The organism is Glutamicibacter sp., from assembly GCF_035257265.1.
Taxonomy (GTDB): Bacteria; Actinomycetota; Actinomycetes; order Actinomycetales; family Micrococcaceae; genus Glutamicibacter.
The window spans coordinates 31,196-47,061 of the sequence record NZ_DATEXC010000018.1 but is presented as its reverse complement, the minus strand read 5'-3'; the positions used below and the strand labels follow the sequence as shown (position 1 = coordinate 47,061).

Annotated in this window: 19 protein-coding genes and 1 other RNA gene; 4 read left to right on the top strand and 16 right to left on the bottom strand. The window is 53.5% G+C overall.

Annotated features, from left to right (window positions below):
* Window positions 1-12: 12 nt before the first annotated feature.
* The 4 genes from VJ369_RS03110 to VJ369_RS03095 all read left to right on the top strand — a co-directional run bounded on the left by VJ369_RS03110 (window position 13) and on the right by VJ369_RS03095 (window position 1,733).
* Entirely contained in the window at window positions 13-147 is a 135-nt protein-coding gene (locus tag VJ369_RS03110; protein ID WP_324090678.1) for a hypothetical protein, read from the top strand.
* 2 nt (window positions 148-149) lie between these two features.
* Window positions 150-1,010: a peptidoglycan-binding domain-containing protein gene (locus VJ369_RS03105; protein WP_324090677.1), complete on the top strand. Its 861-nt coding sequence runs from the start codon at window positions 150-152 to the stop codon at window positions 1,008-1,010.
* Window positions 1,011-1,013: 3 nt separating this feature from the next.
* The gene (locus VJ369_RS03100; protein WP_324090676.1) at window positions 1,014-1,217 is read left to right on the top strand and encodes a hypothetical protein; all 204 of its coding nucleotides are present in this window, start codon (window positions 1,014-1,016) and stop codon (window positions 1,215-1,217) included.
* Window positions 1,218-1,394: 177 nt separating this feature from the next.
* Window positions 1,395-1,733: a hypothetical protein gene (locus tag VJ369_RS03095; protein ID WP_324090675.1), complete on the top strand. Its 339-nt coding sequence runs from the start codon at window positions 1,395-1,397 to the stop codon at window positions 1,731-1,733.
* Here the strand turns inward: VJ369_RS03095 and VJ369_RS03090 are convergent.
* The 16 genes from VJ369_RS03090 to VJ369_RS03015 form a co-directional block, all read right to left on the bottom strand.
* The gene (locus VJ369_RS03090) at window positions 1,730-2,863 is read right to left on the bottom strand and encodes a site-specific integrase (RefSeq protein ID WP_324090674.1); all 1,134 of its coding nucleotides are present in this window, start codon (window positions 2,861-2,863) and stop codon (window positions 1,730-1,732) included. The genes VJ369_RS03095 and VJ369_RS03090 overlap by 4 nt on opposite strands.
* 114 nt (window positions 2,864-2,977) lie before the next feature.
* Window positions 2,978-3,346, bottom strand: a transfer-messenger RNA (tmRNA) gene (ssrA, locus tag VJ369_RS03085).
* Between the two features lie 106 nt (window positions 3,347-3,452).
* Window positions 3,453-3,932 carry an SsrA-binding protein SmpB gene (gene smpB / locus VJ369_RS03080; RefSeq protein WP_096256403.1) on the bottom strand — a complete coding sequence of 160 codons (480 nt, stop codon included), beginning with the start codon at window positions 3,930-3,932 and terminating at the stop codon, window positions 3,453-3,455.
* Between the two features lie 54 nt (window positions 3,933-3,986).
* Window positions 3,987-5,450, bottom strand: coding sequence for a peptidoglycan DD-metalloendopeptidase family protein (locus VJ369_RS03075; protein ID WP_096256402.1), 1,464 nt, complete (start codon window positions 5,448-5,450; stop codon window positions 3,987-3,989).
* A 59-nt stretch (window positions 5,451-5,509) separates the two neighbouring features.
* Window positions 5,510-6,424, bottom strand: coding sequence for a permease-like cell division protein FtsX (gene ftsX / locus VJ369_RS03070; RefSeq protein ID WP_096256401.1), 915 nt, complete (start codon window positions 6,422-6,424; stop codon window positions 5,510-5,512).
* The gene (ftsE, locus tag VJ369_RS03065) at window positions 6,421-7,215 is read right to left on the bottom strand and encodes a cell division ATP-binding protein FtsE (RefSeq protein WP_188686595.1); all 795 of its coding nucleotides are present in this window, start codon (window positions 7,213-7,215) and stop codon (window positions 6,421-6,423) included. The genes ftsX and ftsE overlap by 4 nt, the downstream gene beginning before the upstream one ends.
* Window positions 7,216-7,565: 350 nt before the next feature.
* On the bottom strand, window positions 7,566-7,691 hold the full coding sequence (locus tag VJ369_RS03060) for a putative transporter small subunit (RefSeq protein ID WP_324090673.1): 126 nt from the start codon (window positions 7,689-7,691) through the stop codon (window positions 7,566-7,568).
* Window positions 7,691-9,400, bottom strand: coding sequence for a sodium:solute symporter family protein (locus VJ369_RS03055; RefSeq protein WP_324090672.1), 1,710 nt, complete (start codon window positions 9,398-9,400; stop codon window positions 7,691-7,693). The genes VJ369_RS03060 and VJ369_RS03055 overlap by 1 nt, the downstream gene beginning before the upstream one ends.
* Window positions 9,401-10,060: 660 nt before the next feature.
* Window positions 10,061-11,176, bottom strand: a complete 1,116-nt coding sequence (gene prfB / locus VJ369_RS03050; protein WP_324090671.1) for a peptide chain release factor 2 — start codon at window positions 11,174-11,176, stop codon at window positions 10,061-10,063.
* A 48-nt stretch (window positions 11,177-11,224) separates the two neighbouring features.
* Window positions 11,225-11,689: a hypothetical protein gene (locus VJ369_RS03045; protein WP_324090670.1), complete on the bottom strand. Its 465-nt coding sequence runs from the start codon at window positions 11,687-11,689 to the stop codon at window positions 11,225-11,227.
* Window positions 11,682-12,122 (bottom strand): hypothetical protein, encoded by a 441-nt coding sequence (locus tag VJ369_RS03040; protein ID WP_324090669.1) that lies wholly within the window; start codon window positions 12,120-12,122, stop codon window positions 11,682-11,684. The genes VJ369_RS03045 and VJ369_RS03040 overlap by 8 nt, the downstream gene beginning before the upstream one ends.
* The gene (locus tag VJ369_RS03035; protein WP_324090668.1) at window positions 12,115-12,531 is read right to left on the bottom strand and encodes a TadE family protein; all 417 of its coding nucleotides are present in this window, start codon (window positions 12,529-12,531) and stop codon (window positions 12,115-12,117) included. Before VJ369_RS03035 ends, VJ369_RS03040 begins: the two co-directional genes overlap by 8 nt.
* 15 nt (window positions 12,532-12,546) lie before the next feature.
* Window positions 12,547-12,753, bottom strand: coding sequence for a hypothetical protein (locus VJ369_RS03030; RefSeq protein WP_324090782.1), 207 nt, complete (start codon window positions 12,751-12,753; stop codon window positions 12,547-12,549).
* An 81-nt stretch (window positions 12,754-12,834) separates the two neighbouring features.
* Window positions 12,835-13,776: a type II secretion system F family protein gene (locus tag VJ369_RS03025; RefSeq protein WP_324090667.1), complete on the bottom strand. Its 942-nt coding sequence runs from the start codon at window positions 13,774-13,776 to the stop codon at window positions 12,835-12,837.
* Entirely contained in the window at window positions 13,773-14,624 is an 852-nt protein-coding gene (locus tag VJ369_RS03020) for a type II secretion system F family protein (protein WP_324090666.1), read from the bottom strand. Before VJ369_RS03020 ends, VJ369_RS03025 begins: the two co-directional genes overlap by 4 nt.
* Window positions 14,621-15,847, bottom strand: coding sequence for a CpaF family protein (locus VJ369_RS03015; protein ID WP_324090665.1), 1,227 nt, complete (start codon window positions 15,845-15,847; stop codon window positions 14,621-14,623). The genes VJ369_RS03020 and VJ369_RS03015 overlap by 4 nt, the downstream gene beginning before the upstream one ends.
* Window positions 15,848-15,866 lie beyond the last annotated feature (19 nt).

Here is a 15,866-nt window from a genome sequence, read left to right as displayed (position 1 = left end):
GAAAGGAACGCCATGTCTGATCTTGACCCGCTAGAAGCAATTGACCAAGAGGAATACGACGACCCGAACCCCGAGGAAGTCACCGACCCGAAACACCCGGACTATGTTGTGCCGGCCAAGGGTATCAAGCCACTGGGAGGCAACTAACCATGGCGGTATACAACGGCTATAAGGGCGCTAACACTTGCACCAAGGGGCCAGCGGACGGCGCTAAGGGTGCCATGTCGTGGTTCCTGGCGAAGTATAAGGAACTTGGCGGACGTAACTCCGGTATCTATAACTGCCGTAACGTTCGCGGTTCATCCCGCACCACCTCCTTGCATGGTGAAGGGCGCGCTGTTGACTTCGGGTTAAAGTGGTACGACAAGATCTCCGTGTTCGAAGAGTTCGCCGAACAGTTGCGACTCAACTCGGCTGAGCTGGGAATCCAGTGCATCATCTTCAACCGCAAGATCTTCTCCGGCGGTTACGCAAACAAGGGCTGGCATCGTTACGGCGGAGTCAACCCTCACACTGACCACTTACATGTGGAGCTGTCATGGGGTGCTGCAAACCGTGACCTCGAAGACACCATTGCTTTGTGGGAGCGCGAACTGGGCGGCGCTGGCAACGTGAAGCCGGTCGGAAGCAAGCCGAATCCTAAGCCTTCCGTAGCTAAGCAGCCGACCGACTACAAGGATCTCGCAGTAGACGGCATCTTTGGCAAGCAGTCCGTCAAGGCGTTCCAGATCCTCATGCGCGCCGTAGGGCATTACAACCGTGCTGTAGACGGCGACTTCGGTTACTACACCGTTATCGCGTTGCAGAAGTGGTTGCGCGGACTCGGCTACTACCCATCGAATAAGTACGTCATTGATGGCAAGGCAGGCGCAGCGACCTATAAGGCGTTGCAACAGTTCCTCGCCCAGAAGAAAACGTTGGACGCCAAGAAGTGGTTGATTGACGGCAAGTTCGGCAAGGAAACCATCAAGGCGTTCCAGCGCTACATGAACCAGCAGAACGGAAAGTAACCCATGTCTGAACAACGCTCTATTGGCCCTGTAACGGGCGCAACCGCATCAGCCGCAGCAGTAACCACTATCCTGTTCTGGGTGCTGTCTACGCTCGGTATTGAAGCGCCGAACGAGGTGCAAGGCGCGGTGACCGTCCTCATCGTCGTTATTGCTGGCTGGCTTGTTCCGGCAAAGAAAGAACCCGGCGAGCACGTAGCTGAATAGCCGACCCTGCGCGCTAGGTAAAACCACTGGTCAGCATCATTTTCACCCTGTCCTGAATATGATAAACAGCCAACCTGCGCGCTACCTCGTCGACCGGCGAGCACGTAGCTGAATAGAAGAAACGCCCCATCTCATTGCGAGGTGGGGCGCTATTCCTATTTAAGAGACAATCTATCCATGACCGACCTAACCCAAGGCATGCACCGTTACGAGGTGAATCGTTACCCATACGTAGAAGTGCGCTTCCCGGACAAGATGCCCATCCATGCGCAGATCCTTGGATGGAACAGCGACATGATCATGATCAGCGCGCCCACCAAACTCCTTGACCGGTACTCGTATGATCAGTCAGAAGTCCAGTGGCTACACAAGGATCAAGCGCGCCGGATACGTAGCGTGGATAGCCACTGGGCGAGCATCGAAGATGACGCTGAATGGCACGAGCGCGAGGACGCAAAGATCAAGTACCGGCCCGATCCCTGGACAGTCCTAGGGCAAGACCCACACGGGCATTAGTCCACGAGGTCAGCTGCGCGCACATCTGACTCTGTAGTTACCTGCGCGTAGATGCGTAGGGTTGTCTGTGGATCTTGATGCCCTAGCCGTGTCTGAACATCCTTCACTGGCACGCCCTTTTGTAGAAGGTGTGTCGTGTGGGCCTTGCGGATCTCATGTATCCAAGGCTTATCATCCAAGTCCCCATCTTCCACGAGCTTACTGATCACTGGTTGCCACACGTTCTTATGAAAGTAGCTGTTGCGCAGGAACTCTCCATTTGGTCGAGTGAACACAAACTCTCCTGGTCGCATGTCCTTCATGACCTCGATCAAGCTCGCGGAGAGCTTCGGACCGCAGTTAACTTGACGCTCGCCTTGCTTGGTTTTAGGTAGGCCGATTTCTTCGCCGGCCCCGGTGTTCTTCCAGGCGCGGGTGACCATGACCGTGCACCGCTCCCCCGATACGCGTATGTCTCGTTTGCGCAGTGCTGTTGCTTCGCTGTACCGGAGACCGGTCTTACCAAGAAAGCGGATGAACAGCTGGTATCGCTCAGGCATGGCCTCTTCGATGATCTCAAGGTCATCTTCCGACAAATACACGGGTTCACGAGACTTATGCAGGTCGGGATCACCGACACCCTTAGCGGGATTTCGTTCTACGTCATCGTTTTCTACCGCAGTATTGAACGCGGTAGAGAGAAGAGCGTGGACGTTCTTCTTGGTGCGCTGGCTTAGCTCACTCCCCTCTTCAATGTTTGACCCTTTCGTTGCCCGCAAGCTGGCCATCCATTCGATCACGTCCCTCTTGGTTGCCTTCTCTGCTGGCATATGCCCGAGGGGTGACCCGTGAATGTGAGCCTTCGCCAAATTCTTGTAACGCTGGATAGTCCCAGGCTGCGGTTTAGTCAGCAAGCTGATGTGGCGATCAACAACTTCGGAGACCGTGGGCAGTCGGTTGTCCATGCGTGTTTTGACTTCGGTAGCTGCGGCATAGCTGTTGCCATTAGCATCAAGGAAGTCTTTGAGTGTTATGGCCTTGTCCTTGTCGGGGAATCTCCGAGACCTAATCTTCTTAGCCCCCGGTTCTCGCCACACAACCTTGTATGACTCTTTGCCATCTTTCGCGACGTGCGTCTGTATCGTTGCCATCTACATCTATCCCCTATCTAACTTGCTCCGTGGTAACAGTTAAGCGTTCTGTGGTAACACGGAAAAAAGAAAGCCCCCAGATCCGCATGATCTAGGGGCTATTCTACTTTATAGGGGTGGAGATGGGGAGAATTGAACTCCCGTCCGATGTGGTGTTGCCAGGTCTTCTCCGGGCGCAGTTTGCTGCGGAATTTCTCTGCCCCAACCATCACGCAAACATGTGGTTGATCCAGGCACAGTTACCTAAGTATGTGTTCGGTAGCGGTAACGTCCGCCGAACACAGGGGCTACCTAAATGACGTTAGGATCAGGGGCGATAGCATCCCCTGGCTAACGGACTGTCTGGCTGCTTAGGCAGCGAGAGCGAAGTCAGTGCGCTTTGATTCGGCACTTATTGTTTTGCAAAGAGCGTTTACGAGATAACTTTGCATCCTCGGCCCGCTTCATCTGTCGCGACTCACACCGTCGAAACCGATCATCCCCGTATTTTGTTGTCAGTCCCTGTTTCCCGGGTACAACCACACCAAAAGGCGTGTTAAATAATCATAGCGCAATCTGCTCTGCTAACCCAACGAGATTCACGCCACGCCTAGGCTTGTCCGCGATTACGTTCACGCATGGCACGCAGTGCCTCACGGTTATCCTGCTGCTCGCGCAACGTCTGACGCTTGTCATACTCACGCTTACCGCGAGCGACACCGATTTCAATTTTTACGCGACCTGACTTGAAGTAAATCTTCAGCGGAACAATAGTCAGGCCCGCTTCGGAGATCTTACGTTCAATTTTCAGCAGCTCTGCACGGTGCAGCAATAATTTACGACGACGACGAGCGGTGTGGTTGGTCCACGAACCGTTCAGGTACTCCGGGATGTAGCAATTCTCAATGAACAGTTCATTGCGGTAGAACTGACCAAAGCCATCCACTAACGAAGCCTTACCTTCACGTAGCGACTTAACTTCGGTCCCAGTCAGCACCATGCCCGCTTCGAAGGTATCTAGAATCTCAAAATCGTGGCGCGCCTTGCGGTTGCTCGCGATAATGCGATCTTCTTGGTTCTTCTTAGCCATGACACTCCTTGCATGTCGCGGGCGGATTCCCGCGCACAACTACCAAGTCTAGCGTTAGAGCAGTCCCAATGGATTCACATGCGAACCGTTGATGATCGTTTCGAAGTGAAGGTGGCAGCCAGTGGAGTTACCGGTGGTGCCCACATACCCGATGACCTGGCCCTGTTTTACGTGCTGGCCATTGCTCACAGCGATGCGTGACATGTGGTGGTAATTGGTTGCTAGTGCCTTGCCTTTTACGACGCCGTGCGACACGGTCACCTTGTTACCCGAGGAACCGCCCCAGCCGGCGAACCAAATTTCTCCGCTGGCAGCCGCACGAATCGGTGAGCCACACTGGCCGCCGAAGCCCCAGTCGACACCTGCGTGGACGTAGCCGCCCTGTCCCGAGTAGTCAATCGTTCCTGCAGGAGTTGGACGCCATCCAAAGCTGGAGGTAATTCGCGCGCTGCTCGTGGGCTTGACCAAGCCCCAGCTGCTTGGTTCCGAGTATGTTTCGGTCTTTGGCTTCGCTTTAGGAGCCACGTACTGCTTTTTCTTGTAAGTCTTCTGCTTGCGCTTGGCTTCCGCTGCCTGACGCTCCTGCTCGGCTTCGTAGGCGGCTTTTTCCTTGGCGACGCGCTGACGCTCCGCTTCGGCTTCCTTACGGGCCTTCTCCTCTGCCTTACGCTTACGTTCAGCGGCTTCTTTGATCAGGCGTTCTTGGCGTTCTTTGATCTGCTGGTTGATCGAAGCAGATTCCTGCTCTTGAACTTTTAGCTTCGCTTGAATCTGCGGCTTTTTTGCTTCCAATTCGGCGCTAAGAGATTCGGTGCTTGCAACCAAGGCATTCAACTCATCTTTGGCAGACTGGGCCGCATCACGGGCGCTTTGCTCTTGAGCTAAAGCTTCTTCAGCCTGGCCCTTGAGCGAAGAGATTTCATCCTCGACAGCAACCAAACGCAGTTTGTTGCTCTCGTCGGTGGCTTTTTCTTGAGCTAGATCGTTATATGCGGCGTTCTGTGAATCCATGGCACGGTTAGCCATGTCTAAGCCATCAGCCATTGCGGTCGCCGAATCCATATTCAAGATCATGTCTAACCCACTGGACACCCCTCCGCGCTTATACGCTTCGGAGGCGATCTGCGCCATGGTGTTTTCCGCTTCTGCAATCTTGGCGGCGTTCTCTTCGATTGCCTTAGCAACCTTGTCCCTCGTGGCTTGAGCGCTGATCAGCCGGTTCGTTAGATCCGCGACAGTAGCTTGTGCATTGGAGACACGGCTTTGGGCATCTGCGAGAGCTGCCTCGGCAGCTGGAACCTGAGCTTGTTGGGCCCGAAGTTTCTTATCTGTGGCAACAATATCCGAATCAAGAACTTCCATGTCCTGTTCCAAATTGTCGATGTTTTTCTCGACGTCAACCTTACGGTCATCGAGTTCATCGGCAATAACAATCCCCGCAGGCAAGGTAAGTGACAATGCTAGGGCTCCACCAATGGTGGCGCGCAGGAACTTACGTCGCACGGCGTTGGATAGCATACTGCTCCTTAAAGATTTTCGTGCTTCAGGCATAACCGAACACTCAAGATAACGATTGGCTATACCTTCAGGTAACGCTTCAACGTTACCACTGAAGAAATTGTGGCCAAAACGATACCAATAATCAAGAGCCCGGGTGCAACTAAGAGAACTTCATTGGTTGAAATGAAGGCCACGCCAACATTTTCGCTCGCCAATTTGTCTTGAACTAGGAACTTAACTAACAACCACAGTGTGCCTGATGCAAGGACACCACCGATAATGGATGCGATCACACCCTCGATGATAAATGGCAACTGAATAGTCGTTTTTGATGCGCCAACTAGTCTCATGATGGTGGTTTCTAGCCGTCGATGCATGGCCGAGAGTTGAATAGTTGTGCCTGTCAGCAACACGGCACAGGCAATCATCACAATTGCCACCACAGCTGCGGCGGCGGAGGCCACTCGCACTAGCTGGAAGACCTTCTCCAAGAGTTCGCGTTGGTCCACGACCGAATCAACGCCCGCTACGGTCGAAAAAGCTTCATTGATAACGGGATACTTCTCGGGGTCTACTAGACCGATACGGAACGATTCTGGTAGCTGATCTTCGGTAACCTGATCAACCAAGGAAGAATTCTTGTACTGTTCCTTAAAGTTTTTGAGTGCATCGGCTTTTGACTCATACGCGAATTCCTTGATGTATGGAGCCATCTCATCTGATTCGAGCAGTTGCTTGATGCTTGTGCGTTGCTCGTCGGTGACGCCTTCACCCGCGCAGTTTGGCGCAGCGGTGTTGTCGTCACAGAGAAAGACCGCAACTTCCATGCGGTCATACCAGTAGCCCTTCATCTGGTTGATCTGTAGTTGCAATAGTGCCGAAGCACCAACAAAGGTCAGCGATACGAAGGTCACCAAAACCACGGATACGACCATGATGATGTTTTGACGAAGGCCCTTCGCAGCCTCGCGGAGAATAAATCCTAATCTCACTGGCGCTCGTCCTTCTCTTCATTCATTGCAGCTTCACTAGATGCTTCCATGGCGGCCTCACCAGTTAGGAGCTCACGTGAACCGTCCTGATTGATCACGGTCGTCATTGCGGTGTACTGACCATCAGCTTCGTCGCGCACAACGCTGCCTTTGCTCAATTCAATGACTCGGTGGCGGAACTCGCTGACGAGTTCGTGAGCGTGAGTGGCCATCAGCACGGTGGTGCCGTTTTGGTTAATGCGATCGAGCACATTCATTACCTCGACGCTGTTCTTACGGTCGAGGTTACCGGTCGGTTCATCGGCCAGCAGGATCGAAGGCTTGTTAACGATCGCTCGGGCAATGCCGACGCGTTGCTGCTCTCCACCGGAAAGTTCGGTGGGCTTACGGCGGGCTTTATCTTCCAAGCCCACCATACGCAGCGCGTCAGGCACACGATCGCGAATCTGTGCGCGTGAGGCACCAATAACTTCCATTGCAAAAGCAACGTTATCGAACACGGTACGTTCACGAAGGAGACGGAAATCCTGGAACACGAAACCAATATCGCGACGCAGTTTTGGCACACGTCGACTCGGTATACGGTTCAGGTTTTGCCCTGCGACGTAGACCGCTCCATTTGTGGCGCGCTTTTCGCGCAGGATCAAGCTTAGAAAAGTAGACTTTCCAGAGCCAGATTCTCCGACTAAGAAGGCGAACTCGCCACGGTTTACCTCGATGTTTACGTCGTTCAAAGCAGCATTTCGTTGCTTTGGCTCGTAAACCATCGAGACATTTTCGAATTTAATCATGTCTTCAATCGCTAGTTGCCGTCGGGGCGCGACCCACGGAAACTCAGGTCGAGATCGAACGTTTTTTGATGCGCCAGTCTTCCAAACCTTATAGGGGCAACATGTACAACAGGCGCCGATAGTGTGGTGTGTTGCCACATTCATGCCGTTTATACAGACTCGACGTTGCGCAAGGTAACGCATTGACTTGCAAGATTTTGACTACCGCAAGATCCCTCGGTGACCTTTAGCACACCAGCAAAAGCTCCTGCCGTCCGACTATCTTTTCCGCGGACGCAAGCCAATACCAAGGTCTAAAAATTGAACGGTAAGCACCGGCGCAAACCGATGCTTACCGTACAATTCATGGCTTAAATCAGTGGCTCACCGTTGCGTTTGGCTTCCCGCGCTTCGGAAATGAACGCCCTGGCAATAAAGAAGGCAACTCCCGCGACAACGACGGGCCAGGCTAGTACATAAATGGTCAGGGCTAACATTATTCATTCCTTTCGGAGTTGTTCGAATCGTTGCTACGAGCGGCACCCTTAGTCGCACTGACGACAATTTCTTCAACGGGGTCAAAATCTCCGGCTCGTTCTGCGATGACCGAGAAGTCAAAGTCCATCTTTGAACGGAACGACATGAAGTAACAGATCAATGTACTGACTGAATAGGCGACAAGTGATGCCGATAGCGTCGTGTAGTCACGCAGGAATCCGAAGCAGAACGGTGCAGCTACCAGCGTGGCCATTGTGCCAACGATAATTGCAACACGAAGCCCGAAGAATCCGAATGACATCAGGCCCAAAACGATTCCTATACCAAGAATTGCCAACAGCTCGATGATTACCGCGGTAAAACCGGTCATAGGGATCAGCTCGAAACGCACCGGAATGAATACAACGAGAGCTACCAAGACTGCAGTTGTGAATGCCTTGTTCGTAACCTTTTTCCAGTAGAAGCTGGCGAGCACTGGGAAAACCAAGGCCCCCCATAGCGCACCTACGAAGACCAAAAGATCCAATATGTTTAATTGCAAACTGGCCAGACAGACCGCAAGCACGGTTGCGACGATCATGGTCACACGTCCGACCAACAACATGGTCTTTGGATTAGCCTTCTTCTTACCAGCAACGTTCTGGCCGTAAACATCGGCCATCATGATGGAAGATAGCGCCGCAAGATCCGAGTCAGCGGTGGAGGAAAGCGCACCAATGATCATGATGAAGAACAATGCCAGTAGGATTCCCGGCAGATAACTCATGGCCATTTCAGGAATGATGTTGTTCTGATCCCCGCCTGTGGGTTCAAAACCAAGGTACAGGGCAAGTACGCCGAGCATTCCTACACCGATCACCATGGCACCGTAGCCAATGGTGGCGGTAATGAAGGTTGGCTTTATCAGGTCTTCACGGACCGCAAAGAGACGCTGTGCGATGGTCTGGTTACCAATCGCGTAGGCCAGAACCGCTGCGATATATGGTGCACCCTGGTTCAAAAATGCGTCTGACGAGAAGAAGTTCGACTGTTGGGCGGTTAGGTTTCCTGCTCCGGTTTCGAATGCTGCAGGGAACCCTGCTGCGAAGAAAATGAACGGAACAATAATTGCTACTGCACCGAGCATTGCCATGACCTGCATGAAGTCAGTCAAGACAGAGGCACGGAATCCCGACCAAAGGGTGTAGAGCAATACGCCACCGGCTACGGCCAGCACGCCCTGGATGAAATTGAATGGGGAGAGCATCGAAATAAGCACGCCACCGGCAATGAAGTTAGACATCAATGAGATGACTGAACCGACCACGTTCGAGCCGGCCAGCATTAATTGGCTGGAACGTCCATGTCGCGCGTGCATGACCTCTGCGAGGGTGTGAGCCTTCGGAGCAACTTTACGGATTCTCTTACCGAATGGGTAAATGAACAGAATCATCAGTGCACCCCAGAGCCCGTAGTGGATAGGTCCACTGATGCCATAGGTGTAGCCCGAAGATGCAGAGGCGTACATTGATGAAGCCCAAATCCACGTTGCGGTCATACTGGCCGCAGAGATTCCGAATCCGATTTTGTTGCCAGCGGTCATATAACCGTCAGCGTTTTCATTTTTCTGGCCGATCTTTGTGGACACTAAGAATGTTCCACCATAGAAAAGGACCAATAAAAGTATGATGACCAAGGCGCTGAAACCGACCGTTTCCGGGTTGTTCACACGCCACCTCCTTCAAACGACGTAGTTGTGAATTGGCATCGTCCAGGTCTTACCTGAAACTTTTGATGCGTGGTTCGCACGTCTCATTCCGGGGAATACTCCACGAGGATTCGTTTAGCCGACGTACCTAAGCTCTACGCCCATCAACCACTTCCTTCACTCCAGTTACGTATCGTTTTATCTAAGTCGCATCGAACTCCCGGCATACAAAGTGCTGCCCCTTCTTCAGGACAGCACCGCCGTATAAATGCGTTTTTTCATTGACGAACTGAATTCCAATGCAAAACTACATGCAGAAATCCATGATTGCTTAAAGGTTCACGTTCGTTCATTTGCCGTCTTGTGAGCATCAAAAGATGCATCTAATTTTCTAGCGAAATCTCAGCTATTAGTCGCGTCTCCGGCAGGGTGGCAATGAGAAAATTGCCTACATCATGCGATGTTTGACACGGTGCGATTCGCGAAAAGTGGATGGTATAGATCACTCAACGACTTAGCCATCCTAGCATGTACTCAGATTTCGAGTCTATGAGGTCAGTTATTCGTGCTCGAATTCAAACACTCAGTCGAAAGTTTATGTTACAGAAATACGATAGAAATCGGCGCAAAAAAGGCCTGAAAACTTTTCAGTTTTCAGGCCTTTTTGAGTAATTTTACATCTTAATTCGAGGGGCGTCGATTACCCGCACGCCATCGAATTCCTGCATCAATGAAGTCATCGATTTCTCCATCTAGCACAGCCTGCGTATTACCAACCTCGTGGTCGGTACGCAGGTCCTTAACCATTTGGTACGGGTTAAGAACATAGGACCGCATCTGATCGCCCCAGGAAGCCTTAACATCTCCAGCGAATTCTTTCTTCTGTGCGCTCTCTGCTTCTTTCTTCAGCAATAGCAGACGGGACTGCATGACGCGTAAGGCCGCGGCCCGGTTTTGAATCTGGGACTTCTCGTTCTGCATCGACACCACAGTGCCGGTAGGAATATGTGTCATGCGAACAGCGGAGTCGGTGGTGTTCACGCTCTGTCCACCAGGTCCGGAGGATCGAAAGACGTCTACGCGCAACTCCGACTCGGGAATTTCGATGGTATCGGTCTGCTCAATCAAAGGAACCACTTCAACTGCTGCGAACGAAGTTTGGCGGCGCCCTTGATTATCAAACGGTGAAATACGCACCAACCGGTGAGTGCCAGCTTCCACCGAAAGCGTGCCGAAAACGTAAGGAACATCGATTTCAAAGGTCGCGGATTTCAAGCCGGCTTCTTCAGCATAAGAAGTATCCATCACGGTGGCTTTATATCCGTGTTTTTCAGCCCATCGCAAGTACATGCGCAGCAACATTTCTGCGAAATCTGCCGCGTCAACTCCACCTGCACCGGAACGGATCGTTACGACGGCTCCGCGTGAGTCGAATTCACCATTGAGCAAGGTGACGATCTCCAACTCGGCGAGTGCCTTGCGAATGGAGATTAATTCCTTATCAGCTTCGGCCAGAGTCTCATCATCGCTTTCCATTTCGGCGAGTTCAACCAGCACTTCAAGATCTTCGATTCTTGTACGGATCTTGTTCAGACGTTCAAGTTCCGATTGCCGGTGAGACAATTTACTCGTGACAATCTGCGCGCTGGCCGGATCGTCCCATAAGTCCGGCACCCCGGCCTCCTCGGAGAGTACGGCGATGTCGGCCTTAATTTGAGCAACGTCGCTCACGTCCTCAATCGCAGAGAAAGTGGATCGGAGCGAACGGATTTCAGCTGGGAAGTCAGTTTTTGCCATGGTTATCTAAGCCTACGCCATGCAGCCTAACGGCTTAAGTTCGAGACGCTATCGGCTCAGGACCGTGCGTGCCGTTGAGTTGACATGAATGCTCACCCCAGACGGTACGATCCAACCAATGATTGGTGGTTGCACCGAACCGGTGAGCGAGAGCGTCGCACCCTGTCCATCAGGCAGAATTTGGACGGAACCGATCGTAAGGTTATCAATCCGCTGTCCGGCATCCACATCCTGTAGGTATCGTTGAACGGCGGCCCGCACTTGTGAATGATTCAATTCAATACGTGGTTGACCTCCATCGCCAACAAACTCGAATTCGTCTACTGCCGCGACGATAGCCCCATCGGCGACCGATAAGAGCTGGCGGGCCTTGAGATTAACGGCGCTCGCTGCGAGCACGACTGAAATTGTTAGCAAGGTGATCGCGCATAGCCCAATCGCAAGTACCAAGGACTGCCCATCCTCGGAACGAATCCTGCGGAGCAATTTTGCCCACCAGTTTTCGCTATCCAAAACGATCAATTCGTTGGGTCGACGAAGCGTCAACGGTGAAGACGGAGGCATCAAGGTACTCAGAGATAAAAGGTAACTGAACCCGTAGCGAAACCCTGACCGTGACCACGCTGCCTGGGCTAAGGCAGGTGTTGTCACAAGAAATTTCTGTGTTGGCTCCCGCGAGTCCAAAATTATTCATCGCTCGCTCGACGACTTGATGGGCGTTCGAACGTGCTTGCACCGGATTTTCCGCAACCGCAAAAACCTTGGCAGCCTGGTCTGCGGCGCCAACAACTGCATACGATCCGGCTTGAAGCTGCCCGGCGGCAAGGATCAGATAAATCATGGGGATCAGCAACACCGTAGACGCAAAAATAAATTCGACGATGGCACTACCTTTTTCGGCTTCACCAGCTCTCTGTGCGGCCCTCGCCAAACCAGTTTCATTCATAGCGCACCGCATCACCATGCACGGTTAGGTCCCACCCGTTAGGCAACAGACCGATGAGTGGGACTCGGGTGCTCACGGTGACGGAGACTAATTGTCCCTCCCCCACAGCGCTAGTTGATACCTGCACGTTGCGGGCAAACCCACTGTGCAAAGATTCGGCGATCAGTGTCCGGGTGCGCACGGCAGCGTCCCCGGGTGAACGGTTAGCCAACGCACCATAATGCGCTCCATTGGCAGCCGCGTCGATGAGGGTATTGCGTACATGAAGCACAAGCGTCAATTGAATCAAGGTCACGGCGATGACAATCAGCAGACTAGTGATCATGACAAATTCGGCCACGGCCGAGCCCACCTCTTCTGGTCCCAGCCTCCAGAAGCGGCGGGCATTGGCGCGTGTAACCCGATTCATTTTGAGAACACCGGCTTAGCCTAGGCCGGATACCCGATCGATCGCCTGATTGAACAGGTCTTGTAGCCGTGGCCCTGCTATGGCCAGCAGCGCTGCAACAAGCAGGGCGGACATAAGCGTGATCATTACCCATCCTGGGACATCGCCACGCTCGTCACGCAGTTTGATCGTGAGTTGTCTCCAGAATCTCTGTCCTGCGTCGAGCAGGTTTAGGGCTATCATCATGAACCAAGAGTGGATGCTGGACATCGGAATTCTTCCTAACTTTTGCGGAGTGTAGATATTGTGCAGGTGGGTTAGCTGTCAATAGCTCATCTCCAATAAGGCCAATCCAGGGAATACCGCAAAGACAATCGTCAGCGGAAGCACGCCGAAAACTATGGGAACGAGCATGCCGATTTCTCGTTTTCCGGCTACTTCCATCAACTCGCGTTTTGAGGCGTCGCGGACATCTTGTGCTTGGTCACGGAGCACTTGAGCCAGTGGTGTACCGCGTTCAGTGGCGACCACGATGGCATCAACAAAGCGCGTCATCGCACCGACTTGGATGCGATCGGACATATTCTGCATGGCCTGAATCATGGAATTTCCCGCGTGGATGTCATTCAATGTTTCGGTAAATTCCTCACCGATCACCCCGTGACAGATACGTGAAATACGTTCGATCGCTCCGGTGGTTGATTCTCCAGCGCCCACTGTCAGTGCCAGAACCTCGGCAACTGTTGGAAATTGCGTCAAGACTCTGCGTGCGCGACGTTGAATTTGCTCATTCAGCCACCAGCCCCGCGCAAGAAATCCGACGATGCCACAGCCAAGAACCACGATGAGAGCGAACGCGAAGTTTGTCGGGCGCCCCAGTGCGAATAGCGCCATCAGTGCGGCGCCGGTCAGCAGTCCCAGTAGCGCGCATATGATCTCTTGGGAACGGTAGTCCACGACGTTCATTTTTAGCCCGGCCGCACGAAGGCGTTTGCGGACGGTCCCGGTGCCGGGGTTGTGCAAACTGGCCAAGCGTTTAATCTGTTGGAGGACCGGGGCCGCAAATTGCACTAAGGCCGGACTGCGCGATTCTGCACGCCATGAATCTTCGAGCATTCGTGAGGAGCGTGTTCCCACCCGGATGTGCGGGGCGACCCTTTCGGCAAAGGACATCGGGCGCCACGATGGCAGGTTCACCACGATCATCCACAGTCCCAGACCTAGTCCGAAACCGCAGAGCACCGCCCATGGAACTAGTGAGTTCATGCCAGTACCCGTTCTTCCACAGGTAAGTTGCCTAGGCGCAGCATCACCCGGTAACACAACAGTGAAATCACCAGACCGGCGGCCAGCACCACTACCCCGCCGGGGGTCAGGTAGGCGTTTTTTGCGGCTTCTTGAGTGCCTAAGACGAGCAGCATGATCCAGGGCGCCGCCACCGCCAATCTGGCCGCGGAAACGATCCATGACTGGCGGGCTGCGAGTTCTCCACGGGTACGCACGTCATCACGCAAAAATGCGGCGAGTGTGCTCAGCGTCTGGCCAAGGTCGGTGCCGCCCACCTCGCGGGTGATGCGCAGCGTTGCAAGGATCTTGTCGGAAACCGGGTCTGCAAGCCGGTCACCGAGTTGTTCGAGTGCCAACGAGAAATTTGAGGTGGCCCGGTAATCCAGTGCAAAGTCGCTGAAAGCAGGACGTAGCAGTTCCGGCCCCATACTGGCCAGCTGGCTGAGGGACTCCGGCAATGACAACCCGGCGCGGATCGCGCTTCGTAGATGATCGACCACCTCGGGCCATTGCTCGTGCAATGCGGCCTGACGTTTAGCTGCTTGATGACGAAGATATACCCATGGCGCCCAGGAGCCAAAGAGTAAAAATACGGCGGCGAATAACCACGAACCGGTCAAGGCCAGCGTGATCAGCACAAAAACTATTCCGCTGGCGGCACAGATAGCGACAAATTTTGCCGGGCTGAGATTTACGATGCCTGCGCGCAGTAGTGATAGCCGAATGAGCGACTGCCGTTTGGGCTTGGGCGGACTGGGGTCAAAAAGCAGCCAATCCACCACGAGGGCCACGCCCAAACCGCCGAGTAAACCACATAAAGCGATCATGACCGCTCCATGAGCAATTGTGCGACGTTGATACCGGCGAGCGCGAATTTGTCATGTGACCAATCGGCTCCTGGTGCTTGGCTCAACTCGCCATCGGTGTAGTCGAACAGCGTGGAGGTTTCGAATTGACCGTCTTCGACGCGTCCGCGCACGCTGAGGATTTCTTGCACATAGCGTTTTCCCTGGGGATCGCGCGTACAGTGCACCACCAAATCAATGCAGGCCGCCACGGTTCGCACGGTGAAGTCACTGGTGATGTTTGGGCCTGCAAGCAGCGGCAACGTACATATTTTGGTGATCGCATCACGGGCAGAATTTGCGTGGAGTGTACATAGGCCGGCAATTCCGGAGTTCAATGCGATCAGCATGTCTAGCGATTCGGCTTCGCGTACCTCCCCGACGATGATCCGATCGGGCCGCATGCGCAGTGCTTCCTTGACTAACCGGCGCATCGTGATTTCTCCGGTACCCTCCAGATTTGGTAGCCGTGTCTGCATGCTCACCACGTCGCGCAAGGCAAGGTTCAATTCGAAAATCTCTTCAATGGTGATGATGCGTTCGCGAGAGCCGATGGAGGAAGCCAAACAGTTGAGCATCGTCGTCTTGCCTGCCTGGGTGGGCCCGGTAACCACGACGTTGAGTCCGGCGCCGATCGACCACCCTAAAAAGGCCGCTGCATCCTCGCTGAGTGATCCCAGTTCTACAAGGTCTTCGAGTTTATTGGCGCGCGCGATAAATTTGCGGATATTCACCGCCCAATGTTCATGGGTGATGTCGGGAATGACCACTTGTAACCGGGATCCATCAGGTAGTTGGCAGTCCACAAAAGGCTGAGAGAGATCGAGTCTGCGCCCTGAGGCTTTCAGCATCCGTTCAACCAACGCTGCCACTTCGGAACTTTCGAGCCGAATATGGGTAAGTTCGCTTTGCCCGCCGCGAGCGCAGAAAATCTGATGAGGCGAGTTGATCCACAATTCCTCGACGGTGGGGTCATCGAGCAATGGTTGTAATGGCCCAAACCCTGCCACGTTGTCATACACCTGACGGCGGGCCTCGTCTAACGGACCAATAGCGGGCACTGCGCCGAGTAGCGCTCGTTCGTCGTAGTCATGCAAGACATCGTCAATCAAAGACCGGATGAGGGCCGGTTGTTTGCCGGGGTCTAGCCCGCGTCGACGGACCAGCTCACGTACTTCGTCTTCCACGATGGATAGGGCGTCCACGTCAAGTCCTCAGCCGAAA